General features: G+C 30.0%; 29 protein-coding genes. 16 read left to right on the top strand and 13 right to left on the bottom strand.

Annotation, left to right across the window (positions count from 1 at the left end):
* Positions 1–152 precede the first annotated feature (152 nt).
* Positions 153–1,538: an MATE family efflux transporter gene (locus CX675_RS12755; protein ID WP_130735627.1), complete on the bottom strand. Its 1,386-nt coding sequence runs from the start codon at positions 1,536–1,538 to the stop codon at positions 153–155.
* Between the two features lie 80 nt (positions 1,539–1,618).
* Positions 1,619–2,500, bottom strand: coding sequence for a PPK2 family polyphosphate kinase (locus CX675_RS12750; RefSeq protein WP_130735626.1), 882 nt, complete (start codon positions 2,498–2,500; stop codon positions 1,619–1,621).
* 83 nt (positions 2,501–2,583) lie between these two features.
* Between CX675_RS12750 and CX675_RS12745 the strand changes: the two genes are divergently transcribed.
* The 7 genes from CX675_RS12745 (at position 2,584) to CX675_RS12715 (ending at position 7,613) form a co-directional block, all read left to right on the top strand.
* Positions 2,584–3,171: a phospholipid scramblase-related protein gene (locus CX675_RS12745; RefSeq protein ID WP_130735625.1), complete on the top strand. Its 588-nt coding sequence runs from the start codon at positions 2,584–2,586 to the stop codon at positions 3,169–3,171.
* Between the two features lie 134 nt (positions 3,172–3,305).
* Positions 3,306–3,839 (top strand): RNA polymerase sigma factor, encoded by a 534-nt coding sequence (locus tag CX675_RS12740; protein ID WP_165396043.1) that lies wholly within the window; start codon positions 3,306–3,308, stop codon positions 3,837–3,839.
* A gap of 2 nt (positions 3,840–3,841) precedes the next feature.
* On the top strand, positions 3,842–4,762 hold the full coding sequence (locus CX675_RS12735; RefSeq protein ID WP_130735623.1) for a hypothetical protein: 921 nt from the start codon (positions 3,842–3,844) through the stop codon (positions 4,760–4,762).
* Position 4,763: 1 nt separating this feature from the next.
* On the top strand, positions 4,764–5,942 hold the full coding sequence (locus CX675_RS12730) for a hypothetical protein (RefSeq protein ID WP_165396042.1): 1,179 nt from the start codon (positions 4,764–4,766) through the stop codon (positions 5,940–5,942).
* Entirely contained in the window at positions 5,932–6,255 is a 324-nt protein-coding gene (locus CX675_RS12725; protein WP_130735621.1) for a hypothetical protein, read from the top strand. Before CX675_RS12730 ends, CX675_RS12725 begins: the two co-directional genes overlap by 11 nt.
* Before the next feature lie 44 nt (positions 6,256–6,299).
* Positions 6,300–6,755, top strand: a complete 456-nt coding sequence (locus tag CX675_RS12720) for a heme-binding domain-containing protein (RefSeq protein ID WP_130735620.1) — start codon at positions 6,300–6,302, stop codon at positions 6,753–6,755.
* Positions 6,756–6,956: 201 nt separating this feature from the next.
* Positions 6,957–7,613 (top strand): hypothetical protein, encoded by a 657-nt coding sequence (locus CX675_RS12715; protein WP_130735619.1) that lies wholly within the window; start codon positions 6,957–6,959, stop codon positions 7,611–7,613.
* Positions 7,614–7,706: 93 nt separating this feature from the next.
* On the opposite strand, the gene CX675_RS12710 is transcribed toward CX675_RS12715, so the two are convergent.
* Positions 7,707–9,341, bottom strand: a complete 1,635-nt coding sequence (locus CX675_RS12710; protein WP_130735618.1) for an ABC-F family ATP-binding cassette domain-containing protein — start codon at positions 9,339–9,341, stop codon at positions 7,707–7,709.
* 250 nt (positions 9,342–9,591) lie between these two features.
* On the opposite strand from CX675_RS12710, the gene CX675_RS12705 reads away from it, so the two are divergent.
* Positions 9,592–10,815, top strand: a complete 1,224-nt coding sequence (locus CX675_RS12705; protein ID WP_130735617.1) for an MFS transporter — start codon at positions 9,592–9,594, stop codon at positions 10,813–10,815.
* 92 nt (positions 10,816–10,907) lie between these two features.
* Complete coding sequence (locus CX675_RS12700; protein WP_130735616.1) at positions 10,908–11,567, top strand: YceI family protein; 660 nt, start codon at positions 10,908–10,910, stop codon at positions 11,565–11,567.
* A gap of 96 nt (positions 11,568–11,663) precedes the next feature.
* Here CX675_RS12700 and CX675_RS12695 read toward each other — a convergent pair whose 3' ends face one another.
* From CX675_RS12695 to CX675_RS12660, 8 genes are all read right to left on the bottom strand, one after another.
* Positions 11,664–12,278 (bottom strand): DEAD/DEAH box helicase, encoded by a 615-nt coding sequence (locus tag CX675_RS12695; protein WP_130735615.1) that lies wholly within the window; start codon positions 12,276–12,278, stop codon positions 11,664–11,666.
* 43 nt (positions 12,279–12,321) lie between these two features.
* A complete protein-coding gene (locus CX675_RS12690) occupies positions 12,322–13,485 on the bottom strand; it encodes a sigma-54 dependent transcriptional regulator (protein ID WP_130735614.1) in 1,164 nt (387 codons plus the stop codon).
* Positions 13,486–13,571: 86 nt separating this feature from the next.
* Positions 13,572–14,426 (bottom strand): mechanosensitive ion channel family protein, encoded by an 855-nt coding sequence (locus CX675_RS12685; protein ID WP_165396041.1) that lies wholly within the window; start codon positions 14,424–14,426, stop codon positions 13,572–13,574.
* Positions 14,427–14,467: 41 nt separating this feature from the next.
* A complete protein-coding gene (locus CX675_RS12680; RefSeq protein WP_130735613.1) occupies positions 14,468–15,775 on the bottom strand; it encodes an ABC transporter permease in 1,308 nt (435 codons plus the stop codon).
* Between the two features lie 35 nt (positions 15,776–15,810).
* Positions 15,811–16,731 (bottom strand): ABC transporter ATP-binding protein, encoded by a 921-nt coding sequence (locus CX675_RS12675; protein WP_130735612.1) that lies wholly within the window; start codon positions 16,729–16,731, stop codon positions 15,811–15,813.
* 13 nt (positions 16,732–16,744) lie between these two features.
* A complete protein-coding gene (locus tag CX675_RS12670; RefSeq protein WP_130735611.1) occupies positions 16,745–17,242 on the bottom strand; it encodes a hypothetical protein in 498 nt (165 codons plus the stop codon).
* 154 nt (positions 17,243–17,396) lie between these two features.
* A complete protein-coding gene (gene dnaJ, locus CX675_RS12665; protein WP_130735610.1) occupies positions 17,397–18,512 on the bottom strand; it encodes a molecular chaperone DnaJ in 1,116 nt (371 codons plus the stop codon).
* A 66-nt stretch (positions 18,513–18,578) separates the two neighbouring features.
* Positions 18,579–19,124, bottom strand: coding sequence for a nucleotide exchange factor GrpE (locus tag CX675_RS12660; RefSeq protein ID WP_130735609.1), 546 nt, complete (start codon positions 19,122–19,124; stop codon positions 18,579–18,581).
* Positions 19,125–19,303: 179 nt separating this feature from the next.
* Here CX675_RS12660 and CX675_RS12655 point away from each other — a divergent pair, with 179 nt between their 5' ends.
* Entirely contained in the window at positions 19,304–19,975 is a 672-nt protein-coding gene (locus CX675_RS12655) for a YceI family protein (protein ID WP_130735608.1), read from the top strand.
* Between the two features lie 63 nt (positions 19,976–20,038).
* On the opposite strand, the gene CX675_RS12650 is transcribed toward CX675_RS12655, so the two are convergent.
* The gene (locus CX675_RS12650; protein ID WP_130735607.1) at positions 20,039–20,941 is read right to left on the bottom strand and encodes a TIGR01777 family oxidoreductase; all 903 of its coding nucleotides are present in this window, start codon (positions 20,939–20,941) and stop codon (positions 20,039–20,041) included.
* Between the two features lie 80 nt (positions 20,942–21,021).
* Positions 21,022–21,477 (bottom strand): DUF4442 domain-containing protein, encoded by a 456-nt coding sequence (locus CX675_RS12645; RefSeq protein ID WP_130735606.1) that lies wholly within the window; start codon positions 21,475–21,477, stop codon positions 21,022–21,024.
* Between the two features lie 191 nt (positions 21,478–21,668).
* Here CX675_RS12645 and CX675_RS12640 point away from each other — a divergent pair, with 191 nt between their 5' ends.
* The 6 genes from CX675_RS12640 (at position 21,669) to CX675_RS20340 (ending at position 26,254) form a co-directional block, all read left to right on the top strand.
* Positions 21,669–22,124: a DUF4870 domain-containing protein gene (locus CX675_RS12640; RefSeq protein ID WP_130735605.1), complete on the top strand. Its 456-nt coding sequence runs from the start codon at positions 21,669–21,671 to the stop codon at positions 22,122–22,124.
* Positions 22,125–22,220: 96 nt separating this feature from the next.
* Entirely contained in the window at positions 22,221–22,556 is a 336-nt protein-coding gene (locus CX675_RS12635; protein WP_130735604.1) for a PadR family transcriptional regulator, read from the top strand.
* 5 nt (positions 22,557–22,561) lie between these two features.
* Positions 22,562–24,268: a PspC domain-containing protein gene (locus CX675_RS12630; RefSeq protein ID WP_130735603.1), complete on the top strand. Its 1,707-nt coding sequence runs from the start codon at positions 22,562–22,564 to the stop codon at positions 24,266–24,268.
* Positions 24,269–24,294: 26 nt separating this feature from the next.
* A complete protein-coding gene (locus tag CX675_RS12625; RefSeq protein ID WP_130735602.1) occupies positions 24,295–25,035 on the top strand; it encodes a head GIN domain-containing protein in 741 nt (246 codons plus the stop codon).
* Between the two features lie 124 nt (positions 25,036–25,159).
* Complete coding sequence (locus tag CX675_RS12620) at positions 25,160–25,993, top strand: GIN domain-containing protein (protein WP_130735601.1); 834 nt, start codon at positions 25,160–25,162, stop codon at positions 25,991–25,993.
* 36 nt (positions 25,994–26,029) lie between these two features.
* The gene (locus CX675_RS20340) at positions 26,030–26,254 is read left to right on the top strand and encodes a helix-turn-helix transcriptional regulator (protein ID WP_130735600.1); all 225 of its coding nucleotides are present in this window, start codon (positions 26,030–26,032) and stop codon (positions 26,252–26,254) included.
* Positions 26,255–26,303: the final 49 nt, after the last annotated feature.

Raw genomic sequence — 26,303 nt, 5'->3', positions numbered from 1 at the left:
ATTCTACCTCATCATCTTTTAAGTTAATAATAAACTGAGGAAAATCTAAATGGATGATGAAAATATCATCTGGAAAATCGGAATTGTCTGCAATAACAAATTTTGGTAAATTCATGATTCTTTTTTTAGATTACAAAAGTATTAATTATACCTTACTTATGATTGGAATGGATTAATTTTTTAGTTTCCGTATTAAAACGAACAAATAAAAATAAAGCGGCAGCTGTTAAACCTGCTAAAAGACCTATCCAAATCCCCGCTGCACCTAAACTTGTAAATTTCCCTAAATATATAGAAATGGGAAAACCAATGATCCAATAAGCCACAAAAGTAATATACATTGGAATTTTTACATCTTGTAATCCTCTTAAAGCGCCTAAAACTACGACTTGCAATCCATCAGAAATTTGAAAAATAGCGGCTACTAATAATAATTGAGATGCAATAGCAGCTGCTTCGATATTTTCTAAAATTGGATTTCCTAAAACATCATTTTGTTTTAAAAATAACAAAGGAAAATAATCATGAAAAACAACAAATAATAACGCAAAAACAATTTCTAATAAAATAGTTAAAAAGAAAATAGAAAACGCTACCAATCGCAATTTCTTATAATCTTCTAACCCTTTTTGATTTCCTACCCGTATCATAGCCGCTACACTCAACCCCATAGCAAACATAAAAGTAAATGAGGCTAAACTTAAAGCCACCTGATTGGCTGCTTGACTCGTTGTTCCTAAACTACCAGACAACCAAATAGCACCAGTAAATAACGCTACTTCAAAAAACATTTGCATCGCTGAAGGTGTCCCTAATCGAATTATTTTTAAATTAATCTCTCTTTTTATTTCTTTTAATGAAAATCCTTTAAAATAAGGATGAAATTTCTTTTTTAAATTCATCATGTAATGCATATAACCTAACATGACAAATCGGGAAGCAATAGTACCGATAGCAGCTCCCACAATGCCTAATTTTGGAAATATCCAAACTCCGTAAATTAATAAATAATTTAACCCTACATTCGTGATATTTGCTAAAATTGTAGCCCACATAGAATATTTTGTTTCACTCATTCCATCGGCAAACTGTTTATAGGCCTGAAACATGATTAAAGGAATTAATGAAAAAGCTACTATATCTAAATACGGTTTGGCTAATTCTACTACATGCGCTGGTTGCCCCATAAAAGCAATTAAAGGCTTCGAAAAATAAATAATAGTAAAAAGAACCACTCCTAAAATAGTACATAAATACAAACCATGATGAAAAGCACTTCTCCCTTTGGCTACATCTCCTTTTCCATCTGCTTCTGCTACCAAAGGTGTTATTGCTGTAGAAAAACCGATTCCTAAAGACATAGCTATAAATACAAAACTATTTCCTAAGGAAACAGCAGCTAATTCTGTAGCTCCTAATTTCCCAACCATTATGTTGTCAACAATACCAACTATGGTATGTCCTAACATTCCTAAAATTATTGGGTATGCCAATTTTAAATTATAGGAAAACTCTTGAAAGTAGTTTTTGAACTGCATATACAAAAAATAAGTTTGCAAAATTAAACATTCTTCTACAAACCTATTTAGCAAATTCCTAAAAAATCCTATCAAACTTTTTATTTTTCTGAAGCTAATTTGTCATGATACATTTTAATGTTTTCTTTTACTTCATCTTCTAATTCAGGTTCTTTAATATCTGTATATTGCTGTAGTGTTTCCAAAATGGTTTTAGCAACTATATATCGACACGTTTCTTTATTATCTGCAGGAACAATATACCAAGGAGCATGTTCTTTTGACGTTCTATTTATGGCTTCTTCATAACACTTTTGATACTCATCCCACAATTCACGTTCTTTTAAATCGCCAGGAGAAAATTTCCAATTGTGTTTTTCAGTTTCTAATCTTCTCAACAAACGTTGCCTTTGCTCTTCTTTACTTAAATGCAAATAAAATTTTAAAACAATAATACCATTGGTAGCGATATGTTTTTCAAATGCATTGATACTTTCAAAACGGTTATCCCAAAATGCAGGAGTAATATCTTCAACCTTTTCAATTCCTGGAATATTCTCATTTAAAATATAATTAGGGTGTACTCGAGTAACCAACACGTTTTCGTAATGGGTTCTATTAAAAACAGAAAATTTTCCTTTTTCTGGCAAAGCCAAATAATGTCTCCATAAATAATCATGTTCTAATTCAGTACTATTAGGTGTTTTAAAACTATGCACCACTACTCCACGCGCATTGAACTCTTTAAAAACTTCTCTTATCAAACTATCTTTTCCCGCTGTATCCATTCCTTGCAAACAAATCAAGACTCCATATTTATTGTGTGCATACATCTTATCTTGCAGTTTGCTAAGTTTTTCCCTCACTTTTTGAAGTTCCTTTTCTTTCTTTTTTTCAGAAGTGGCTACATCTATAAAGGTGGGTATTTTATGTAATTGTATGGTTTGTGTTACTTTTAATGATGACGTATCAATATGTTTCATTTTGTAAATTTTATTTATAAAGATAATTGTATTTTCGCAACCGCAAAAATTTGAAATCCAATTAAAGCAATTAAATTAAATATATGAATCCAATTTTATCCAAGAATGTATTTCTTGTTAAAGAGCATGTTGGCATGTTCAAAGCATCAAACAATTATGATATTTTCAATCCTGAAACAGGTACGTTGATGATGACTTGTAGAGAGCCTAATTTAGGTTTCTTTACTAAAATATTCCGTTTTACTGATTATAAACGAATGACTTCTTTCCATATTGTGATTAGTGACGATCAAGGTAAAAAAATGCTAAGCATTAAAAGAGGCGTTACTGTATTTAGATCAGATGTTGAAGTTTTTGATGAAAATGATAAGAGAATTGGTGTATTCAAACAAAAATTCTTTTCTTTTGGAGGGAAATTCGAATTACATGATAATCAAGATAAACATTTATGTACCTTACAAGGAAAATGGACAGGTTGGGACTTTAAATTTTTACAACATGGTAAAGAAGTAGCTACTGTTTCTAAAAAATGGGCAGGAATAGGTAAAGAACTTTTTACTAGTGCTGATAATTATGTTATCAATATAAATGAAACCGTAGCTCCTGAAGATAATTTAAGACCTTTGATTGTATCGGCAGTAATGTGCATTGATATGGTATTTAAAGAATAAGTTGAAAACAATAAAAATAAATAGGCATATGTAATTCAAATACGTATGCCTTTTTTTATTTTTAAAAAAAATTTCAAGGGTTCCCAACCTTTACTATCAATTTCTGCTCTATATAGGAAAACAAACCAATGGTGATGGATGAAAAAATAATACATGCCTGTAGGAAACAACATCGTGATGCACAACGAAAACTGTATGAATATATGGCTCCCAAGCTATATCATTTATGTAAACGTTACCTAAAAAAAGAGGAAGAAATAGAAGAAGTTTTAGCCGATGGATTCTTCATCATTTTTACTAAAATAGATCAACTAAAAGAAAATTACGCTTTTGAAGCCTGGGCACGTAAAATTGTAGTAAACCAGTGCTTATTACAACTGAAAAAGAATCTTAATTTCAATCTCTATTTAGAAGATGTGAATTACAAATCTCAACCCTTAGCCGAAGGCGTAACTCAATTAGAAGAAGCCGATTTATTGAATTTATTAAATTATATTCCAGAAGGTTGCAGAACTATTTTTACTCTTTTTGTAATTGAAGGTTTTTCGCACAAGGAAATTGCAACACAATTAGGTATTTCAGAAGGTACTTCAAAATCGCAATTGAATGCGTCGAAAACGAAGTTAAAAGAATTGGTAAACACTTTTTACTATCAAAAAGCAAAATAATCATGGGAACAGAAGATAAATTATATAAAAAAATACAACAAGCTGCTGAAAATACACCTTCAGACTCCTTTCCTAGTATGGAAAAAATATGGAGTCGTGTTGAAGAAAAGCTAGAAACCAATGTTCTTAAAAAAGAAAAAAATAATTGGAAGAAAATAAGTGTTGCTGCTTCCATCATAATTGTTCTTTCTATTCTCTATAATTTTAATAAAAATGAATCAAAAAATTCGATTGAACAAAATACATTCATTACTACAGCAGACTCTTTAAAAAACGAAGAATGGATACAAAAAGAGGAAGTTGTGGCCTTTTTTACGGATACTATTAATAAATCTAAAAAAGATACATTAGTAGCACTTGAAAAAGAGATAATTCCCCTGACTGCTTTACCACAAATAAGTTTACAAAATGAAAATGTATCTCTTCCTGAAAAGAATGTAGAAATTGCTACCAATAGTACTCCCTTAAATATCCATCCAATTGCTGATTCGGTTTTGGTAGTACCAAAAAAACAAAACAACTCTTTTTTTGCAACTCAAGGCAATAGGAAAATGGAATATTCCAGTTTTTTTGCCAATAGTACAACATCGCAAAACCCTGTTCAAACGAAAAACAAACCAAACCCTCTCGTAGTAATTAATGGAGAAGTAGATAGTCTAAATACGTTAAAAACATTAAACAGTGAAGAAATTGACTCTATTTACATTTTGTCTAATCCATTGTATATTATAAATGGTGTAGAATATACAGAAGAATCTTTATTTGGAAAAAATCCTACCAGTCCTTATTATCCATTGGATCAACAAAAAATTATTGCTACCACAATCTTATATAAAGAAGAAGGAGAAAAAGAATATGGCAAGAAAGGAAAAGAAGGTGTGGTAATTATTAAAACAAAAAATGGTAAACCTAATCAAAATTAATATGAAACATTTTATAACTATCCTAGTACTTTTACTAATGGGAAAATCTTGGGCACAAGATAGTATTGCCAAGCCAACAGTGGTAAAAATTAGAGATCAAAGAACAATCAATTCGATTCCTTCTCCTTTATATATCATAAATGGACATGTAGTTGATTCAACGCTATTAGAAAAAATTGAGCCAGAAAACATAAAAGAAATTAATATTTTAAAAGGAGATAAAGCCACTTCACTGTATGGAATTAGAGGTAAAAAAGGTGTAATTATCATTACCACAAAAAACATTTCTGATAAAGAATTGGAAAAACTCAATAAATTAAACACAGCTGAATATGCACAAAATAAAGGAAAAGAATTTATACTCTCTGGTAGCATTTTAGATTGTGAAAAACTAGCAATTTCAAAAGCAACTGTTACTAATTTAAATACTCAAGAGAACGTTTTTTCTGATTCTAATGGAAAGTTTAAAATAAAAGTTCGCAAAAAAGATGTTTTATTATTTGAAAGTGAGTCTTGTATTTCACAAGAGGTTCTTGTAGGAAAACAAAAAGACATAACGGTTTCATTGAAAGCAAAACAAAAAAATGAAGTTATTTTATTAAAAAAACCAATCCTTTATCTTTATCCTACTCAAAAGACTGAAGTAACCTTACAATTTCATTTTAATGGCAAACTAAAAACTACTTTTCCTAAATATGACGAAAACTGGAACGTAATAGCTTTTCCAGACGGAAAATTGTATGATACCAAAACCCAAAGAACGTATACCTCTTTGTTTTGGGATGGAGAAATAGAATTACCAAAAACACATTATCAATACAATAATGGATTTGTTGTTGCAAAAGAGAACTTGACTTCTTTTTTAATTGAAAAACTGGAGCATATCGGTTTAAACCATCAGGAAACCAACGATTTTATTCAATTTTGGTTACCTATATTGGAACAAAATAAATTTAATTTTATTCATTTTTTAGTAAATGAGGCGTGTAATGAAATTGCAGTAAATACAGTGCATCCAAAACCAGAAACCAGCATTAGAGTGTATATGGAATTTTTTGGTATAAACCAATTTCAATCTGTCTCAGAACAACAGCTACCTAAAACAAAACGCAAAGGATTTACCCTTGTTGAATGGGGCGGAACGGATGTTTCTCAAAAAATAAAGAAAAATGAATTGTAAAATTATAGTCTTTCTTCTTTTCTGTTGTTGGCAAACTTTTGCACAAGAAAAAAACGCAGAACGGGAAACAAAAACCATTTATATTTTAGGTGGTATTGTTTCTTCGATTACCAAAGAAGACATAGCCTTTTCTAAAAAATACAATATTCAATATTATGATTTTGGATGTGTTGCGCCTCTAGATTTTGACAAATATGAAAAAGCAAATGCACAGGTTTTTGAAAATCTTACAGCAAGCTTTGGGAAACAGTGGGAAAAAGAAATAAAAAATTCAGCTATGGGTTTTTTAGAATGGAAAAAAGTAAAAAAATAGCTACGAAACTTAAAAATTTGTATTTTTAAACTAAATTTTACAAAATGAAAAAAATACTTTTATTATTGCTTGTAGCATTTATTGTGATTCAGTTCTTTCAAATCGATAAAAACAATCCGCCTGTAGATCAAAATCAAGATTTTATAACGATGTACAAACCTACTGACGAAATAGCTTCTAAAATTAAGGCTTCTTGTTATGACTGTCACTCAAATGAAAGTAAATATCCTTGGTATTCCAATATTCAACCAGTGGGTTGGTTTTTAAAAAATCATATTGAAGATGGGAAAAGACATTTAAATTTTTCTGAATTTGAAACTTATTCTCCAAAAAAACAAGCACATAAACTTGAAGAATCGTATGAACTTATTGAAAAAGGAGAAATGCCACTTTCGAGTTATACCCTGATTCATAAAGACGCTGTTTTAACAGAAGCAGAACAGACAACGCTTATTGCGTATTTTAAAGAAATAGAAAAGAAGATACAAGCGCAAGAATAAGATAAGAAAACAAAAAATATTTTTCCAAATTAATTAAAAAAACATCAAGAATTCTTGATGTTTTTTTAATTAAAGTTATTTATAGTTCAAACATTGTCTATTTCCAAAAATAACTTTCACTAGTTTTAGATTTCATAAAATAAAACTAGTGAAAAAATAAACAGTGGTATAATTATTGAGCCTTTTTAAAAAACTATATTTATGAGAATTTTCCTGTATTTTGTTTTCATTTCAATTTTTCATTCATGTGAACATAAAGGACATCAATTCAATATCAAAAAAGAAAAAGAAGATTATTCAATTCCAGCAATAGATACATTAAAAATCAATAAAAAAACGCACGCATTACATGATGACTGGAACGATAGTATTTTAAAACTACCCTACGCATTACAAAAAGATGAAATATCTATTATTATTGGAATTTCCTATGGTTGGTTGGCTTATAATGAATTACAACATTTTGTATATTCAAATAATCGTTTAATAAAAGTCTTCAAAGAAAAAATACCAAAATCATATCTCAAAAAAAATAAAGAAAAATATCATTTAGAAGAAATTGAGAAAAACACTTTCACAAATAAAAACTGTAACTACAACAATTTAAACACTTTAGAAATTGATTCTTTTTTAAACTACCATCAAAATGACTTTCATATAAAATCAAATAGAGTTTATCCTCCATGTGTCATTGATGCCAATGCCTATTCTATCTATTTTATCCAAAATAAAAAATACGCTTCTTATTGGTTTTATGCTCCAAAATATACTCTTCAAAAGTGTCCTACTGAAAACATAAATGTAAAAATGCTACAAGATTTTGTTAAACTTTTGGAACACTGGGATATTGAAATATGATTTAATATAAAAAAGAAATAAGTAAATAACTAAACATTTATTCCTTAATTTTTTTAGTTCCTAAAACCTAATTCCTAATTACAAACAACTAAACTACTTCTCAATTTCCTTTAAAGAATCCATTTTCTTAATTTCTAAGAAACCTTTCAAGTCTTCAAAATGTTCTTTAACTCTTTTGTTTCCAAACTCAAATACTTTAGTCGCTAAACCATCTAAGAAATCACGATCGTGCGACACTAAAATTAAAGTTCCATCAAAATCACGTAACGCATCTTTGATAATATCTTTGGTTTTCATATCCAAATGGTTTGAAGGCTCATCCAAGATTAATAAGTTTACCGGTTCTAACAACAATTTAATCATAGCCAAACGTGTTTTTTCACCACCAGAAAGCACTTTTACTTTCTTTTGAATATCATCACCTTGGAACATAAAAGCACCTAAAATATTTTTAATTTGGGTACGAATGTCGCCCACTGCAATGCGATCAATAGTTTCAAAAATAGTAGCTTCTCCATCTAATAAAGCCGCCTGATTTTGAGCAAAATAACCAATTTGAGCATTATGACCAATTTCCACGCTACCACTATCAATCCCAATTTCTTTCATAATAGCCTTAATCATGGTCGATTTTCCTTCTCCATTTTTACCTACAAAAGCTACTTTTTCTCCTCTTTCGATAACTATATTGGCATCTTTAAAAATGACTTTATCGCCATAACTTTTATGCAAATCTTTCACTACTACAGGATATTGACCCGAGCGTACAGAAGGTGGAAACTTCAATTTTAAAGCCGAATTATCCACTTCGTCTACTTCTACTAAAACCAGTTTTTCTAACATACGCACCCGCGATTGTACTTGCTCAGTTTTAGAAAAAGTACCTCTAAAACGCTCAATAAAAGCCTGATTTTCAGCAATAAATTTTTGTTGTTCTTCATACGCTTTTTGTTGGTGCGCTCGTCGATCTTTTCGTAACTCTAAATAATGCGAATATTTAGCTTTATAATCGTAAATACGCCCCATAGTAACTTCAATAGTACGATTCGTAATATTATCTACAAAAGCTCTATCGTGTGAAATTACCATTACAGCTTTGGCTTGGTTTACCAAAAAATCTTCCAACCATTGAATACTATCCATGTCTAAATGGTTTGTAGGCTCATCCAATAAAATTAAATCGGGTTTTCTTAACAGTATTTTCGCTAATTCAATGCGCATTCTCCAACCTCCAGAAAATTCACTCGTAGGTCTGTCAAAATCTTCTCTAGCAAAACCTAACCCTTTTAAAACTTTTTCAACCTCAGCTTCATAATTCACTTCTTCAATAGCATAAAATTTCTCAGAAAGTTCCGAAACCTTTTCAATTAACTTCATATACGCATCACTTTCGTAATCCGTACGAATGGTTAACTGCTCATTGATGTCATCGATTTCTGCCTTCATTTTAAAAATTTCAGCAAAAGCTTTGGACGTTTCTTCTCTAACCGTACATTGATCATCTGTTAATAAATGCTGTGGCAAATATGCAATAACCGTTTCTTTGGGAGCAGAAATAGCTCCTCTAGTGGGTTTATTTTCACCTGCAACAATTTTTAACAAAGTGGATTTACCGGCTCCATTTTTACCCATTAAAGCTATTTTATCTGTTTCATTAATGGCAAAAGTTACTTCACTAAAAAGTGTGGTTCCTCCAAATTCTACGGCTATGTCATTTACTGTAATCATTATGATAAAGTTAAAAGTTAAAAAGTTAAAAGTGATACATTAGTAGGCAATTAACTTCTTTTTTTGAAGGTGCAAATATAGGGTATAAAACGAATAAGCCAATTTAGAAAAATAAAAAAACAGGATAAAAAACAACTTCTTAATTTGATTCTTAATTTTTTATCTATTATTCAATTTCAAACATAAAAATGCTTTGGTAAAAACCTTAGAACACAAAATAGTTTAATTTTGTATCGCAAAAATATAAGGTATGCCATTAATCGATTATAGTTTTCTATCAAAAATTTTACCAAAAGTAAAAATTAAAAAATCCTATACTAAGGCAAAAAAAGATTATTTGTTTCGTATTCGCATAGCCATGGCATTATTTTTCTTTGGTAAAGGCTTTTGTTTTGCGACTTGGGCGAGTAGAATTCCTGATTTAAAAAACACCTTACAACTCAATGAAGCTGAACTAGGAACTATTCTTTTCTTTCTTCCTATTGGACAATTAGTAGCGATGCCTTTTTCTGGTAAAATTGTGAGCAAATTTGGGAGTAATGCCGTTACCATTTACGGAACGCTTTTATATGCTTTTTTCTTAATCTTTTTGGGATTAGCACATACGAGTTGGCAACTTGCTATTGGTTTATTCTTATTTGGTGTTTCTGGTAATATATGTAATATTGCAAGTAATACACAAGGAGTGGTTACCCAGCAACTATTTGAGAAACCTGTGATGGGCTTTTTTCATGGTTCTTGGAGTTTGGCTGGTTTTTGTGGTGCATTGGTTTCTTTAGGTATTATTTATTTTAATATTTCCCCTTTTATACATTTCATTTTGGCCTTTGTTTTTGTTATAATATTGGTTTTACTAAATGCGAACTATTTGGTAAAAACCAAAATAAAGAAAACGAAAGTTACCGAGAAAAAGCGATTTATTCAATTTCCACAAAAGATATTGGTTTGGCTAGGAGTAATTAGTTTCTGTTGTATGGCAAGTGAAGGTATTATGTTTGATTGGAGTGGTGTCTATTTCAAAGATATTGTCAATGCTCCAGGCGCTTTGGTTACATTAGGCTATACCAGTTTTATGATTACAATGGCAACAGGTCGCTTTTTAAGTGATGTTTTAGTAAGTAAATACGGTCCGAGAAAAGTTATTCTTTCCAGTGGAATAGTTATTACAACAGGTTTATATCTTGCGGTTTTATTCCCCTATTTAATACCTTGTACCATAGCCTTTATGCTAGTAGGTTTTGGTGTATCCAATGTAGTTCCCATCGTTTTTAATGAAACTGGAAAAATTAAATCGGTAGCTACAGAAACAGCTTTAACCATTATTTCTAGCATTAGTTTCCTCGGTTTCTTAATTGGTCCACCGTTAATAGGGTATATTGCTGAAGCTACTTCGCTACAATATTCCTTTGCTACGGTAGGTATTTTAGGCATTTTCATTACTATTCTAACCTATAGACAAGAGCTCTTTAAATAAGTAACATTTTTAATGTAGGTTTAACAAGAGTAGCTTGCGGTAGGATAATTTTCTTCCTATCTTTGATATAGAATTTTAACAAAATCAATCTTATGAAAACGAAGATTTACAAAAACAATTTTACCATGATGAATAAAAAAATAGCTATCCTTACTCTTTCTTTAGCTTTGGCATTTACAAGTTGTAAAAAAGAAGAAAAACAAGAAGAAACTCCTACAGAAGAAGTAAAAACGGAAGAAGTAAGTGGTTTAAAAATCATTTCAGATTCTACAAAAGTGAGTTGGACTGCATACAAAACTACAGATAAAGTAGCAGTAGGCGGAAGTTTTAAACAAATTGAATTAAAAGGCACTCAAAATGGAACTACTCCTGAAACTGTTTTAGAAGGTGCTTTATTTTCTATTCCTGTAAGTAGTTTATTTACTAATAATGAAGACCGAGATAGCAAATTAAAAACGATTTTCTTTGCAGCTTTGAAAAATACAGAGATAATTGGTGGTGCATTTAATTTTAGAGATGGAAAATGCTTACTGACTTTAACATTAAATGATGTGACTAAGCAAATGGAAGTTCCTTATACTTTTGAAAATAATAAATTTGCTATTAATTCAACGATCAACTTAGATGATTTTGGTGGTCAAGCTGCTATTGAAGCCATCAACAAAGCCTGTTATGATTTACATAAAGGTGCTGATGGTGTGAGCAAAACTTGGAGTGAAGTAGCTATTACTGGTTCTGTTCAATTTGAATAATAAAAATATTTAATAAAAAAAGCCAAGCAATTGCTAATTGCTTGGCTTTTTTTATTAGTTATCATGATATACATCTATCTTATTAATAAAAGAACGTTATTCCATCTCCAAGAAAATAGGTTCACGTTCTTCATCGTTTAAAGCAACGGCTTCTACTCTTTCCGTAATTTGAGAACAAAAATACAAACGTTGTCCTTTTTCAATACTTCCAAGCAAACGTAAAATTTTATTTTCATAACGATTTCTAAGCAATACATCTACATCATCAAAAGCAATAACTTGTAATTTATTTACATTAAATCCAGCACCAGAGAACATTTCATTTAAACGATTGGGTGTCCCAATTAATACATCAATCCCCAATGAAATTTGATTTTTATCATCGTCAAAATCGGTCTTATCGTGTGTAAAATATAAGCGTAGCTTATTATATTTATTAAGCTGTTGAAACAATTCGTATAATGCTAACACTTGCGGTTTGTCTTCCACCATAATCAAAGCCCTTGGTGATTCTTCAAAAGGTTCTTTTAGTTTTTGAATTATATTTAAAATTAAAGCTGTAGTTTTTCCTGAATTCTTTTCACCTTGTATCACAACATCAGTTCCGCTTTTTATAAATGAAAAAGTTTCTTGTTGTAGTTCGGTAGCTTCTTCAAATCCATTTTCTACTAAGGCTTTTTGAAGGTTTGCATTTATTTTTTTTAAATTCATTGATTCTTTTATTTGGGTAAAAAGTTGTTGCTTTTAACCAAAATTATTTACTAGCAAATAGTTTGACATCTTGTTCCGAAATTTCGCTCCCACCCAAAATGATTAATCGCTCCACTACATTTCTTAATTCTCTAATGTTTCCAGTCCAATCATATTCTTGCAATAATTTTACCGCTGTTTTTGAAAATTTCTTTACACTATTTCCTTGTTCTTGCGCAATTTTATTAGCAAAATGCTCCAATAATTCTGGAATATCATCTCTTCTATCATTTAATGCTGGTACTTTAATTAAAATAACTGCCAAACGATGGTATAAATCTTCTCTAAAACGTCCTTCTTCAATTTCTTTTTTCAGATCTTTATTAGTTGCTGCCACAACGCGTACATCAACTTTAATATCTTTATCTGCACCTACTCTTTGAATTAAATTCTCTTGTAAAGCTCTTAAAACTTTAGCTTGAGCTGGCAAACTCATATCTCCTATTTCATCTAAAAAGATAGTTCCTCCATTAGCTGCTTCAAATTTACCCGCTCTATCTTTTACTGCTGATGTAAAAGCACCTTTAACGTGACCAAACAATTCACTTTCAATCAATTCTGCAGGTATTGCAGCACAATTAACTTCTATTATAGGTTGATTAGAGCGTTCACTCTTTTCATGAAGTTGATGCGCTACTAACTCTTTTCCCGTTCCATTTGGACCTGTAATTAAAACACGAGCATCAGTAGGTGCCACTTTATCAATCATGGTACGAATGTGGTTTATAGCCTCACTTTGTCCAATCATTTCGTAGTTCTTACTAACTTTTTTCTTTAGAATTTTATTCTCAACGACTAATTTCTTTTTGTCTAAAGCATTTCGAACTGTGTTTAACAATCTATTTAAATCAGGTGGTTTAGAAATATAATCGAAAGCTCCTAATCGCATGGTATTTACAGCAGTTTCTAAATCTCCATGACCCGAAATCATGACCATCGGAATTTCAGGTTTTATTTTTTTTACTGCTTCCAATACTTCTACACCATCCATTTTTGGCATTTTAATATCGCAAAGCACTAAATCATAATCGTCATTTTTTATTTTTTCAGTTCCTTGTACTCCATCTTCAGCTTCCTCAACCTGATAACTATCATTCTCTTCGGAAAGGATTTTCACCAATACTCTTCTGATAGCAGCTTCGTCTTCAATAACTAATATTTTTGGCATATTGTTCTTGTAATTTGTAACTTATTTACTTGTGTTGGCATCAAAGTTAATGAAAAATACATACATTTCTAGGAATGCAAATCTAGTTATTGTTTTATTATATGTATGTCTCTTTGTGGAAAAGGTATTGAAATATTATTTTGTCTAAAAATAGCATCAATTCTAAATCGCAAATCGCTTTTTATTTTAGGGCTTTGCATACCATCAGAAACATAAAAATAGAGCGAAAAATTTAAAGATGAATCCGCAAAATCTTCAAACAAAACAAGTGGTTCAGGGTCATTCAGAACGTTTTCTGCATTTCTGGCACATTGTAAAAGCAATTCGCGTACTAACTCCACATTGCTTCCATAGGCTACACCAACGTTAACTTGTTCTCTATTGGTAAAACTATTTTGTGTCCAATTAAACAGTGTATCCATCATAAATTTATGATTAGGAATTACCATTACCCTATCGTTTCTTGTGACTACTCTAGTAGTTCTTAGCTTGATTTCCAACACCTTACCCACTTTATCGTCTACTTCAACAATATCGCCTACATGTAACGATTGATCTAAAATTATCAATACTCCAGAAATAATATCTTGAAATAATTGTTGCAAAGCAAAACCTAAACCTACTAATAAGGCTGCTGAAGCGGTTAAAAGCACACTCATGTTTACCCCAGAAACATCTAAAGCAAAAATAATAGCGAAAATAAAAACAATATATCGAATGAATTGAAAAAAACTAATGAATCTATTTTTATCTTCTAAAGGTAATTTTCTGGTAACTACAATTCTAACAACCTTTAACAAAAAACTAGTTAAAATCAAAACAACTAACAATAAAGCTACTGTTCCTACTGTAATATCAATAGAATCTGTATCAATTAATTTAAAATTGATGATTTTTTTTAAGGTTTCAAAAATATTATTTTCGTCTAATACTGATTCCATAGTCAGAAATAGATTTAGCAACCACTTTTAATTCTTATATCTTAATATTTAATCCATTTGAACAACTCTTTCCAAGTAGGTTTTTTTCCATACATTAAAATACCTACTCTGTAAATTTTGGCTGCAAACCATACTACAAATGCAAAAGTACCAAAAAGTAGGAAGAGTGATAACACTAATTGCCACCAAGGCACACCAAAAGGAAGTCGCATTAACATAACTATAGGTGATGTAAATGGAATAAAAGAAAATAAGGTCGCAACTGTTCCGTGTGGATCGTTTACCACTGTAAAAAAGCCTATATAAACTCCTAAAATTAAAGGTAGAATAATTGGCAATAAAAATTGTTGAGAATCGGTTTCAGAATCTACTGCAGCACCAATTGCAGCATATAATGAACTGTATAAGAAATAGCCTCCGATAAAATAAAGAATAAAACTACAAATCATTAAAGCTATGGGTAAATTAGCTAATTCAGTAAGATAAGACTGAAATTTCATCATTCCGGCAGATTGTTCAGCTGCTTGCATCATTTCTGGAGAAAGCGTTGGGCTAGACCCTAGTTGTAATCCAAAAATAGTTTGTGCTACAAAAGCTAACAATAAGCCAACTACTATCCAAATTAAAAATTGTAAAATTCCTGCTAAGGAATTTCCAATAATTTTTCCCATCATCAATTGAAAAGGTTTCACTGATGAAATGATAATTTCAATAATACGATTGGTCTTTTCTTCAATAACGCTTCGCATGACAAAATTCCCGTAAATAATAATAAACATCATTATTAAATACCCCATTAAACCCCCAATGGCAATTTTAATTTCATTTAATCCTTTCAAACTTTCTTCTCCTGAAAACTTAGATAATTTTAAAGTAGAATTTACCTTAGCATTGTCAATTTTTTCTTGATCAAAACCTAGAATTCTCAATTGATCCGCTGTTAAAACAGAGTCGACTACTTTTTCTATATTTTGAATAAAATTGATACTTGCACTGCTTTCAGAAATGTATTCAACTTTATCTTTTATCAGTTGTAAAGAATCTACCTTAGGTACATAAATTAAGCCTTCATAATTAATAGAAGCTGAATCTTTTGCGATTTCAAAAGGCATGTCTGAAATATCAGAATAATGAAAGTTTTTATTATTTTTAAAGTTTGATTTTATAAAACCACTTTCATCATGAATGGCTATTTCAGTTGCTTTGTCTTTATTCATCGTGGATAAATACGCTACTAAAGAAGCAATCCCTCCAAATAACAAGGGACTTAAAAAAGTCATTACAATGAAAGATTTATTTCTAACTTTTGCAATGAATTCTCTTTTTATAATTAAGAATAATTTGTTCATTTTTTTAATAGTATTTGGTAACTTTAGTTAGCTAATTATTGCGAAACGGTTTGAATAAAAATATCGTTAACACTTGGAATTTTTTCAACGAAGTGAGTCACTTGTCCAAAACTTGTTAATACAGACAACAATTCATTTGATGAATGATTTCCAATTTTAATTTCTAATTTTATATCGTCATTTAGAGATTTAAAATGAGTTTGAGCGACTTCAAATTTTTGTGTTAATTGATACATTAAGCCTTCAATATTATTCGTTAAAATACCTATTTGAAATGTGTTGCTTCTATATTGTTGCTTTACATCATTTAATTTCCCTTCAATTAATTTATTAGATTTATGAATTAAAGCAATATGGTTACACATTTCTTCTACACTTTCCATTCGGTGTGTTGAAAAAATAATGGAAGTTCCTTTTTTATTTAATTCTATAATTTCGTCTTTAATTAAATTAGCATTTACAGGGTCGAAACCAGAAAAGGGTTCGTCTAAAATTAATAATTTAGGTTGGTGCAAAACGGTTACTACAAATTGGATTTTTTGAGCCATTCCTTTAGACAATTCTTGGATTTTTTTATTCCACCAATCTTCTATGCCAAATTTTTCAAACCAAAATTTTAATTGTTTTTTTGCTTCTTGATGCGATAATCCTTTCAATTGAGCTAGGTATAAGCATTGTTCTCCTACTTTCATAGTTTTATAAAGTCCACGTTCTTCAGGCAAATAACCTATGTATTGAATGTGCTTCGGTTGCAATATTTCGCCATCTAAAAGTACGCGACCTGCATCGGGCATGGTAATTTGATTGATAATTCGAATAAGGGTTGTTTTACCGGCACCGTTTGGACCTAATAATCCATAAATACTTCCAGAAGGAACGGCTAATGACACATTATTTAAAGCTGTATAATTGCCATATTGTTTTACGACATTAGTAACTTCAAGGATATTACTCATAATTAGTTTTGTGTTATGCTGCAGCCGCAGCTGCTCTATTTTTTAAAATAATGATACAGTGTATTGCAGAAAGGTATACTATTTCTTTATAATCGTGATGAAACGATACATTTTCTGTGAGTGTATAATTTGTTTTCCATGTTTTCCAATTATATTTTGATGAAATAGTAACTATCTCTTTCCCAGATTCATCTAATAAACCATACTTGGATTTCCAAAAATGAGTGAGCTTTAAAATTATGGTTTCAACAACATTATCACGATATACTTTTATTTCGATTTTTCCATTCCATTTGAAAAGAAATTCAAATAAAACTTGATTAGCAATACTAATTTTAAAATTAGATTTCCAAATACTTGGCTTTTCTACTTTAAAGGATTTTTCATTTTGTCTTGTAAAACTTGGACTTTGTGTATTTAGCCAGCCTTTGTAAGTCATTGTTCCTAAAATAGAATTGTTGCATACTAGATTGTATTTTTTAAAACTTTCAGCGATAACAAGATATTTCATTTTTTATAATTAACTCCTATTATTAGTCTATAAAAACAGGTTATGTTACAAAAAACCCATCCCTTTTTTACGAAGGATGGGAAAAATTGCTATGAAAAAGAAAAATTCACTTCCTATAAGAAAGTGAATTTCAAATGTATATATTTTTATTTAATTATGAAAACATATCTTTTACTTTTTCAAAAAAAGATTTATCTGTTTTTTGAGGGGATGGCTTGAAGTTATCATCGCTTAACATATTCTCAAAAAAGGTTTTTTGATCTTTATTTAGTGATTTTGGTGTCCAAACATTAACATGCACTAACAAGTCTCCATTTCCATATCCATTTAAACTTGGTATACCTTTTCCTTTTAGACGTAGAATTTTTCCCGATTGAATTCCGTCTTCTAGTTTTATTCTAACTTTTCCGCCTACAGCTTCTATCTCTTTTGAAACTCCTAAAGCTGCTTCTGGGAAACTAATGTATAAATCATAATGAAGGTTTTCTCCTTCTCTTTTTAGAAATTCATGCTCTAATTCTTCAATAGCAACAATTAAATCTCCTGGAATGCTATTATTTCCTGGTGCTTCATTTCCTTTATTAGAAACTTTTAGTTGCATCCCATCAACTACTCCGGCTGGTATTTTGATAGATACAGTATCGTCTTCCATAATCATTCCATACGCATCTGCACCAGCAGGCTTTGAATCTAGAATTTGTCCAGAACCGCCACATGTAGAACAAGTAGAAGCAGTTTGCATTCTTCCTAAAATAGTATTTGTAACACGCATAATTTGCCCACTTCCATTACAAGTAGAACATGTTTTATAGGTTACACCTTTAGCTTGAACTTTTCTTTTAACTTTAACTTTTTTCTCAACTCCATTAACAATATCTTCTAAAGTCAATTTAACTTTTATTCGCAAGTTACTACCTTTTACTCTTCTTTGACCTCCTCCACTGAAGCCACCTCCAAAACCACCTCCAAAAGCACTTCCGAAAATATCTCCAAATTGACTAAAAATATCATCCATATTCATGTGGCCACCACCGAAGCCTCCAGCTCCATCAAATGCAGCATGTCCATATTGATCGTAACGTGCTTTTTTGTCAGGATCACTTAAAATTTCATAAGCTTCTGCAGCCAATTTAAAATTCTCTTCTGCTGTTTTGTCACCTGGATTTTTATCCGGATGGTATTGTATTGCTTTTTTTCGGTACGCTTTTTTAATCTCTTCAGCCGAAGCTCCTTTACTGATACCTAATATTTCGTAAAAATCTTTTTTCATATATCTTCAAAATTCCAATTGATAAACCCTAAAATTCAATAAAAAATTACTATCCAAATAATGGTATTAATTTCCTATAACAACCTTTGGAAAACGTATAATTTTATCTCCTAGCTTATACCCTTTTTCTATAACATCTACAATTTTTCCTTTCAAATCTTCTGAAGGTGCAGGGATTTGTGTAATTGCTTCCGCAAAATCGGCATTAAATGTATCGCCTGCTTTTATTTCAACTAGCTCTAATCCTTTAGATACTAAAGTAGATTTCAATTTTTCATGAATTAATTCCACTCCTTTTACTAAGGCTTCGTCATCTGATTTAGAAATTTGTTCCCAAGCTCTATCAAAATCATCTAAAACAGGGAGCATTGATTGCAATACTTCTTGATTTGCTGTTTTAAATAAATCTATTCGTTCTTTTGAAGTTCTCTTTTTGTAATTTTCAAATTCGGCAAACAAACGTAAAAATTTATCTTTCTCTTTGGCTAATTCTTCTTGAAGTTGTTCTTCAACAGTTAACTCAACAGATTGATTTTCAGAAACCGTTCCTTCTTGAATATTTTCGTTTTCAATGTTTTCTTTTTCAATATTTTCAGTATTTTCCTGACTCATATTCTATTTTATTTTTAGATAAATTTTATTTTCAATAATTAGCAAATGTATTGCCAAAAAATTAAAAATGCCAAATTGTCATTGTTTTATTATTTTGTTACTTCATTTTGAGTCATTTTTTATTTTATTTTTTTATACCTATATTTGATTCGTTCATTAAAAATAAAAAGTTAATTATCATGAAAAAAAGCATTTTAAGTCTAGCTTTAATTGGAATTCTATCTTTAAATAGTTGCAAAAAAGAAGCTTCAACTGAAAATACTGAAAACAAAACAGAGGAAACCGTAACTGAAAACAAGTATTCTGGAAATTATGTTTTAGACACTACTTTTTCAATCATAGATTGGACAGGTTCTAAACCTGCTGGAACTCACACAGGAACTATTGCTTTAAAAGAAGGTAGTTTTGAATTAACTGAGGGAAAAATAACAAATGGTTCATTTGTTATTGACATGACTTCGATAACTGTTACTGATCTAAAAGAAGATGAAGGAAAAGGTAATTTAGAGAATCACTTGAAAGGTTTAGGGGAAAAAGAATCTGAGGACCATTTCTTTAATACGTCTAAATTTCCAACTAGTAATTTTAAAATTAATTCTGTTATAGAAAATGGTGATAAATATACAGTGAATGGTACTTTAACAATGAAAGATATTACTAAAGAAGTAAGTTTCCCTGCTACTATAGCTATAGCTGAACATGAAATATCTTTAATTTCTGATACATTTAAGATAGATAGAACATTATGGGGTGTTAATTACGCCTCTAAATCTATATTTGATGATTTAAAAGATAAATTTGTAAATGATGAAATTGAATTAACCGTTAAAGTTAAAGCAACTAAAAAATAATTCGATTTAAAACAATACCACATAAAAAAGTCTCTACCATTAAATAGAGACTTTTTTTATGTATTATAATAAATTCTGTAATGCTTTATCCAGAGAGGCATACTGAAATTGAAATCCTTTTCCTAAAATTTTCCTTGCACTCACATTTTGACTGGAAAGTAAAATTTCATGCATTTCTCCTAGCATCAACTTTAAGATAAACTTAGGTATGTTAGGCATAAAATAAGGCGCTTTTACTTTTTTTGCAATAGCTACAGTAAAATCATTATTGGTTACAGGATAAGGCGATACTGCATTGTAAATACCTTCTAATTTATGTAATAATATAAAATAATATAATGAAGCTAAATCATGATTATGAATCCAAGACTGATATTGTTTTCCTGTTCCAAAGGCTGCTCCTAATCCAAATTTAATTGGTTGTACCATTTTTTGAAGTGCTCCACCTTCCTTTGCTAAAACAATTCCAGTTCTTACTTTGGTAACTAATAATGAAAGTCTTTTAAATTGTGCTACTTCTTCTTCCCATTTCAACACCACATCACCTAAAAAAGAATCATCTACTTCTTTATTTTCTTCATTATAAACCTTGTCATAACTACTTGGATAAATTCCAATAGCAGAAGCGGCAATTATATGCCTTACTTGGTTTTGATTTTTAGATAACGTTTGAAACAATAAACGAGTAGACAATACTCTACTATTAATGATTTCTTCTTTGTAAGATTTAGTCCATCTTTCAGATACAGAAGCACCAGCTAAATGAATAATAACCTCAACTTCTTCAAAAGCATTTTTATCTATTTCACCAGTATTTGGATTCCAATAAAACCCCTTGTAATTTTTTTCTGTTCTTAATTTAGACTTTGATGTAGAAAGATAATTTATACCTACACCATTTTGTAATAATAGTTCCGATAATTCTCTTCCTATTAGACCCGTTGCTCCTGTAATTAAAACTTTCATACACAACACTTTTATACAAAAATACAAAGTATCTTATCGGATACCTATTTAATTAACTAACGTTAACATGTGTATAAAGTTTACTTTCTGGTCTTAATTGTCCACTCAAATGCCATTTCAGACACTTGCTCTCCCTTTTCATTCAGACCTATAGAAGTAAGCCAGATGGTTTGTCCTTCCTTCGTATCAATAGCTTTTTGAATGGTTTCTTTAACAAGATTTCCTTCAACGCATTTAAAAGTAATTTTCCCTGTAGCTTTCTTTGTAAAAGTTGCTTTATTGTTTGCTACTAACATAGAAATATTAGCTCCACTTTCTTTTATTTGATACATTACCAAAGCTCCAGTTGTAAATTCAGCTGCCATGGCTTGAACTGCAAAATACATCGATTTAAATGGATTTTGATTAAACCATTTGTGCTTTACTGTTACAGAACATTCTTCTTGGCTAATGTTTTTAACTCGCACTCCACTCCAATAAGCTGAAGGTAGTTTAAAAAACATAAAAGTATTTAATTTTGAAGGTGTAAATTGCATAATTCTTTATTTTTTGTAAAAATACAAAAAATACTATGCGTTCATACTATTTTTTTTGTAAATGTTAATTTTTTGTTAAAAATAAGTACTATGCGTAACATAATACTAGTTTTTAGACTTATCTTTGTATAAGAAATTAATAGCTATAAAATAGTTCTTTTACAATCATCAATCAAAAAACAAAAATAATTATGGAAACATCAAACGAAAAAAGTATAGGTTCATTAATACATCTTAGTACATTGAGCCAATATATTATACCTTTTGGAAATTATATTTTCCCTTTATTATTATGGTCCTCTAAAAAAGATAAATCAGCATTTGTAGATCATAATGGTAAACAAGCTTTAAATTTTCAATTAAGCATGTTATTGTATTCTTTAATTGCATTAGCAATTGCAATACCAACCTGTCTTTTTTGGATTATTAGTATAGCAGAAAAGCTAGACATTAATGAGCATCATGTTACTTTTAGAGAAGTTATTACCACACAGAATATAACAGGAATGGTTATACTTGGATTAGTAGCATTAATACTAACAGTATGTTTAAAATTAAGTGAATTTTTCTTAATTATCTATGCTTCTTTTAAAAGTGCGAATGGGGAATATTACAAATACCCCTTAACCATAAATTTTATAAAATAGTTTCAATCATCACATCAATCAATCAATCAATCAATTGAATTTTAAAAATTCGAAAAAATCAAAAAATGAACAGTTTAATTAAAAAACAAAAGAATTATGAATATTGAAAACACAAAAGCTCAAATGAGAAAAGGTGTTTTAGAGTTCTGCATCCTTTCAGTATTAAAAAAGAATGATGCCTACACTTCTGAAATTCTAGAGACTCTAAAAAATGCGAAATTACTAGTTGTGGAAGGTACTGTATATCCTTTATTAACTAGATTGAAAAACGATGGTTTATTAAGCTATCGCTGGGAAGAATCTACTTCAGGACCACCAAGAAAATATTATGGATTAACTGAGTTAGGTCAGGAATTTTTAAATGAATTAAACAACACTTGGACAGAACTGTCTGATGCCGTGAATATAATAACACAAACTAGCCAAAAATAATAGTCATGAACAAAACAATAAGTATAAATTTAGGAGGTTTCTTTTTTCATATAGATGAAGATGCGTATCAAAAATTAACTCGTTATTTTGATGCTGTGAAACGCTCTCTTTCTCCAGAGGGAAGAGATGAAATCATAAAAGATATTGAGAGTAGAATAGCCGAATTGTTTCAAGAAAGAATTAAAAGTGAAAAACAAGTTATCGGTTTAACAGAATTAGATGAAATTATTGCTATAATGGGGCAACCTGAAGATTATAAAATCGATGAGGAAACTTCTTATTCTAGCCAATCTTCTAGTTCTAGTACAATAAAAGGAAAATCAAAACGCTTATATCGAGACAAAGAGAACGCTATTTTAGGTGGTGTTGCTGCAGGATTTGGTCATTATTTCAATATTGATCCACTTTGGATTCGTTTAGGAATTGTATTAATTGTTGTTGCTGGTGTAGGTAGTCCTATTTTAATTTATCTATTATTATGGATTATTGTTCCTGAAGCCATTACTACTTCTCAAAAATTAGAAATGACGGGTGAACCTATAAACATTTCCAATATTGAAAAAAAAGTAAAGGAAGGAATTCATGAAATTAGTGATAAGATAAACAACATTGATCATCAGAAAATTGCTAATTCAGCAAGATCCGGAGCAAGCCAAATTGGTTCTACACTTAGTGATTTATTCCTAAGCTTTTTTAAAATCATCTCGAAGGTAGTAGGAATTTTCATTATTTTCTTCTCCGCTATGGCTTTATTAGGTGTATTAATAGGTTCTTTATTTATGATTTTTTCATCATCATTACCTAATTCATATGTTTTAAATAATTTGCATACGCCTTTAGATTTTGATGTTCCTATGTGGATTCAAGGCTTATTACTCCTATTTAGTGTAGGTATTCCATTGTTTTTCATTTTGGTTTTAGGATTAAAATTATTAGTTAGCAATATGAAATCTATTGGTACCAATTTTAAATATTCATTATTAGCTATTTGGATTGTAGCAATCATTGGGGTAACCTATTTAGGTGTTCAACAAGCTACTGCAGTAGGTTTTGAAGGTAAAACTGTAAAAAAAGAACAACTATTTGTACAGCCAAACGATACCATTTTTGTAAGAATGCAGTATAATAATTATTACGCAAAAAGTATACATCAAAGAGCAAACAACAAGTATACTCACGATGAAAATAACAAAGAAATCATTTACTCAACAAAGGTTCGTTTACATTTCTTAAAAACAGAGGAAAATCAACCATTTATCCAAGTAGAACGCTCTGCAACTGGAAAATCACACAAAGAAGCGACTAGTCGATCTGAAAAAATTAGATATAATTTTGATATTCAAGGTAATAGAATTAATTTAGACAATTATTTTACTACTGCATTTGGAAACAAGTTTAGAAATCAGGAAGTAAATATCTATATCTATTTACCAAATGGTATACATGTAAAAGCAGATGAAAGTATTCAGGACTATGACTGGACTGACAATGATTTTTTCAATTTACATTATAGTTCTGATGATTATATCTATAAAATGGAAGATCATAAAGTGATTTGTACTAATTGTCCTAAAGAAGAAAATGATGACGACGATACTGATGATGACAATCACGACGACGACTCAATAGAAAAAATGTCTATCCGAATCAATGATAAAGAAGTAAAAATAAACGTATCAAATGACGAAGTTCATTTTGAAACTAATAAATAAAAACAATAACTAATAAACAACATGTCATGACTAAATTAATTTTTCAAATAACAAAAATGATTGTGACCATCATAGCCATCTTGTTATTACAATCTTGTGTAAACTCAAACTGGAATAGAGAAACCGTTACAGGTAACGGAAAAATTGTAGAACTAAATAGAAGTGTTACCGAATCCTTTAATGCCATTTCAGCTAAAAACGGACTTGATGTTATAATCAATCAAAATGATACTCCAAGTATTAAAGTGGAAGCTGATGAAAATTTACAAGATCATATTTTTACAGAAATTAAAGAAGGTACACTAGTTATTTATTCTGATGTGAACATTTTTGATAGTAATGCTAAAAAAGTATATGTTTCAACACCAACATTAAATAAAGTTTCTTCTTCAAGTGGGGCTAATGTAACAGGAGGAAATGAATTGCATCTTGAAAATTTAGAACTAGAATCTAGCAGTGGAAGTTTAATTGATTTAGATCTGGTTACCAACACCTTACAATGCGAAAGCAGTAGCGGAAGTTCTATTACTGCTAAAGGAAGTGCAAAATCATTGAGCACAGAATCTTCAAGTGGAAGTTCTATAAATTTGGAAAAATTAACTGCCCAAAACGGACAATCTAATTCTTCAAGCGGAAGTACTACCCAAGTTAATGTTACTAACGAATTAAAAGCAGAAGCTTCTAGTGGGAGTAGCATTAAATATGTATCCAAACCAAATTCTTTAGTAAAAGAGGAAAGTTCGGGAGGAAGTATTTATTCAAAATAATAACTAAAAACATCGGTTAACAGCTGATGTTTTTTTTTATATTTGCCTGTAGTTGTTCCTTAAAATAAAAATGATTTGGAATGATTATTGAGGTATTACACACATCCAATTATAATTTAAAAAAATGAAGAAAATAGCTTTTTTACTTTTAGTATTTTTCGCATCTGTAACTAGTTTTTCACAAAAAAAAGATAAGATTAAAGGTTCGAAAATTATTACGCACACGATAAAAGAAGTTGAAAATTTTGAAAACATTGAAGTTGAAGATAATGTAGAAATTTATTTAGTAAAAGCAGACACACCATCCATCGAAGTAGAAGCAGATGACAATTTACATGATGTGGTAAACTTTGTCGTAACAGGCAATACACTTCGTATAAGCACTTTGAAAACGGTTAGTAGTGCCAAAAAATTTGATTTACGCATTAATTATGCTGCCGATTTAAAACTAATCACAGTTAAAAATGAAGCAAAATTACATGCCTTAAATGCCTTACAATTAGACAGTATTACCATTCAAAATTTTGATAATTCTAAATCTTTTTTAAATGTAAATTCCAATGCTTTCACGCTTATTCTAAATGACAAATCGGAAGCTGAACTAAATGTAAAAGCTCAAAATACAGTATTACAATTAAGTAAAAGTGCAGAACTAAAAGCTTTAGTAGCTTCTCCAGAAGTGAAGGTAGACTTATATGAAAAAGCAGAAGCAAAAATAGAAGGAGATGCAGCAAATGCCAAAATAAGATTAGACAATGGAGCTTATTTAGTAGCTAATAAATTTAGTGTAGGCACTATGGATTTAACTGTAGAAAACTATGCCAAATGTGAAGTTAATGCTGTAAATGAAATTGCGCTATCAGCATCAGGAAAAACACAAGTTGAACTATATGGTGAACCTAAAATAGAAATTAGAAAGTTTACCAATTCTACTACTTTATATAAGAAAGAAAAATAATGAAAGAAAAGCTAATAAGTAATTTGATATTGTGATATGCCTAAACAATATCACAACAAAGAACTTTTAGAAAAAATAATACTCAATATCAAAGAGTTGAGAAAGATAAACCATATCAGTCTGGAAACTTTTTATTTTGACACAGGGATTCACTTAGCAAGAATAGAACAAGGTAAAACAAATATTACTGTTTCCACTTTATCCAAAATTTGTAGCTATTTCAATATAACTCTTTCCGATTTCTTTAGGAAAATAGAATAAAAAAAGGTCATTCGTTTGAATGACCTTTTTTTTATTCTATTACTCTATT

Origin of the sequence: Flavobacterium sp. J27 (assembly GCF_004303025.1) — a bacterium.
In the GTDB taxonomy this organism is placed as follows: domain Bacteria; phylum Bacteroidota; class Bacteroidia; order Flavobacteriales; family Flavobacteriaceae; genus Flavobacterium.
The sequence above is the reverse complement of the archived record's forward strand: the minus strand, read 5'-3'. Positions and strand labels throughout refer to the sequence as shown.

Coding starts and splice junctions, on each gene's coding strand:
- CX675_RS12755 (WP_130735627.1), bottom strand. CDS start 1,538: ATGCAGTTCAAAAACTACTTTCAAGAGTTTTCCTATAATTTAAAATTG.
- CX675_RS12640 (WP_130735605.1), top strand. CDS start 21,669: ATGGAAACATCAAACGAAAAAAGTATAGGTTCATTAATACATCTTAGT.
- CX675_RS12630 (WP_130735603.1), top strand. CDS start 22,562: ATGAACAAAACAATAAGTATAAATTTAGGAGGTTTCTTTTTTCATATA.
- CX675_RS12730 (WP_165396042.1), top strand. CDS start 4,764: ATGAAACATTTTATAACTATCCTAGTACTTTTACTAATGGGAAAATCT.
- CX675_RS12690 (WP_130735614.1), bottom strand. CDS start 13,485: ATGCCAAAAATATTAGTTATTGAAGACGAAGCTGCTATCAGAAGAGTA.
- CX675_RS12740 (WP_165396043.1), top strand. CDS start 3,306: ATGGATGAAAAAATAATACATGCCTGTAGGAAACAACATCGTGATGCA.
- CX675_RS12700 (WP_130735616.1), top strand. CDS start 10,908: ATGAAAACGAAGATTTACAAAAACAATTTTACCATGATGAATAAAAAA.
- dnaJ (WP_130735610.1), bottom strand. CDS start 18,512: ATGAAAAAAGATTTTTACGAAATATTAGGTATCAGTAAAGGAGCTTCG.
- CX675_RS12750 (WP_130735626.1), bottom strand. CDS start 2,500: ATGAAACATATTGATACGTCATCATTAAAAGTAACACAAACCATACAA.
- CX675_RS12675 (WP_130735612.1), bottom strand. CDS start 16,731: ATGAGTAATATCCTTGAAGTTACTAATGTCGTAAAACAATATGGCAAT.
- CX675_RS20340 (WP_130735600.1), top strand. CDS start 26,030: ATGCCTAAACAATATCACAACAAAGAACTTTTAGAAAAAATAATACTC.
- CX675_RS12645 (WP_130735606.1), bottom strand. CDS start 21,477: ATGCAATTTACACCTTCAAAATTAAATACTTTTATGTTTTTTAAACTA.
- CX675_RS12745 (WP_130735625.1), top strand. CDS start 2,584: ATGAATCCAATTTTATCCAAGAATGTATTTCTTGTTAAAGAGCATGTT.
- CX675_RS12670 (WP_130735611.1), bottom strand. CDS start 17,242: ATGAAATATCTTGTTATCGCTGAAAGTTTTAAAAAATACAATCTAGTA.
- CX675_RS12650 (WP_130735607.1), bottom strand. CDS start 20,941: ATGAAAGTTTTAATTACAGGAGCAACGGGTCTAATAGGAAGAGAATTA.
- CX675_RS12680 (WP_130735613.1), bottom strand. CDS start 15,775: ATGAACAAATTATTCTTAATTATAAAAAGAGAATTCATTGCAAAAGTT.
- CX675_RS12710 (WP_130735618.1), bottom strand. CDS start 9,341: ATGATTACAGTAAATGACATAGCCGTAGAATTTGGAGGAACCACACTT.
- CX675_RS12660 (WP_130735609.1), bottom strand. CDS start 19,124: ATGAGTCAGGAAAATACTGAAAATATTGAAAAAGAAAACATTGAAAAC.
- CX675_RS12655 (WP_130735608.1), top strand. CDS start 19,304: ATGAAAAAAAGCATTTTAAGTCTAGCTTTAATTGGAATTCTATCTTTA.
- CX675_RS12735 (WP_130735623.1), top strand. CDS start 3,842: ATGGGAACAGAAGATAAATTATATAAAAAAATACAACAAGCTGCTGAA.
- CX675_RS12635 (WP_130735604.1), top strand. CDS start 22,221: ATGAATATTGAAAACACAAAAGCTCAAATGAGAAAAGGTGTTTTAGAG.
- CX675_RS12725 (WP_130735621.1), top strand. CDS start 5,932: ATGAATTGTAAAATTATAGTCTTTCTTCTTTTCTGTTGTTGGCAAACT.
- CX675_RS12695 (WP_130735615.1), bottom strand. CDS start 12,278: ATGAATTTAAAAAAAATAAATGCAAACCTTCAAAAAGCCTTAGTAGAA.
- CX675_RS12685 (WP_165396041.1), bottom strand. CDS start 14,426: ATGGAATCAGTATTAGACGAAAATAATATTTTTGAAACCTTAAAAAAA.
- CX675_RS12705 (WP_130735617.1), top strand. CDS start 9,592: ATGCCATTAATCGATTATAGTTTTCTATCAAAAATTTTACCAAAAGTA.
- CX675_RS12715 (WP_130735619.1), top strand. CDS start 6,957: ATGAGAATTTTCCTGTATTTTGTTTTCATTTCAATTTTTCATTCATGT.
- CX675_RS12620 (WP_130735601.1), top strand. CDS start 25,160: ATGAAGAAAATAGCTTTTTTACTTTTAGTATTTTTCGCATCTGTAACT.
- CX675_RS12625 (WP_130735602.1), top strand. CDS start 24,295: ATGACTAAATTAATTTTTCAAATAACAAAAATGATTGTGACCATCATA.
- CX675_RS12720 (WP_130735620.1), top strand. CDS start 6,300: ATGAAAAAAATACTTTTATTATTGCTTGTAGCATTTATTGTGATTCAG.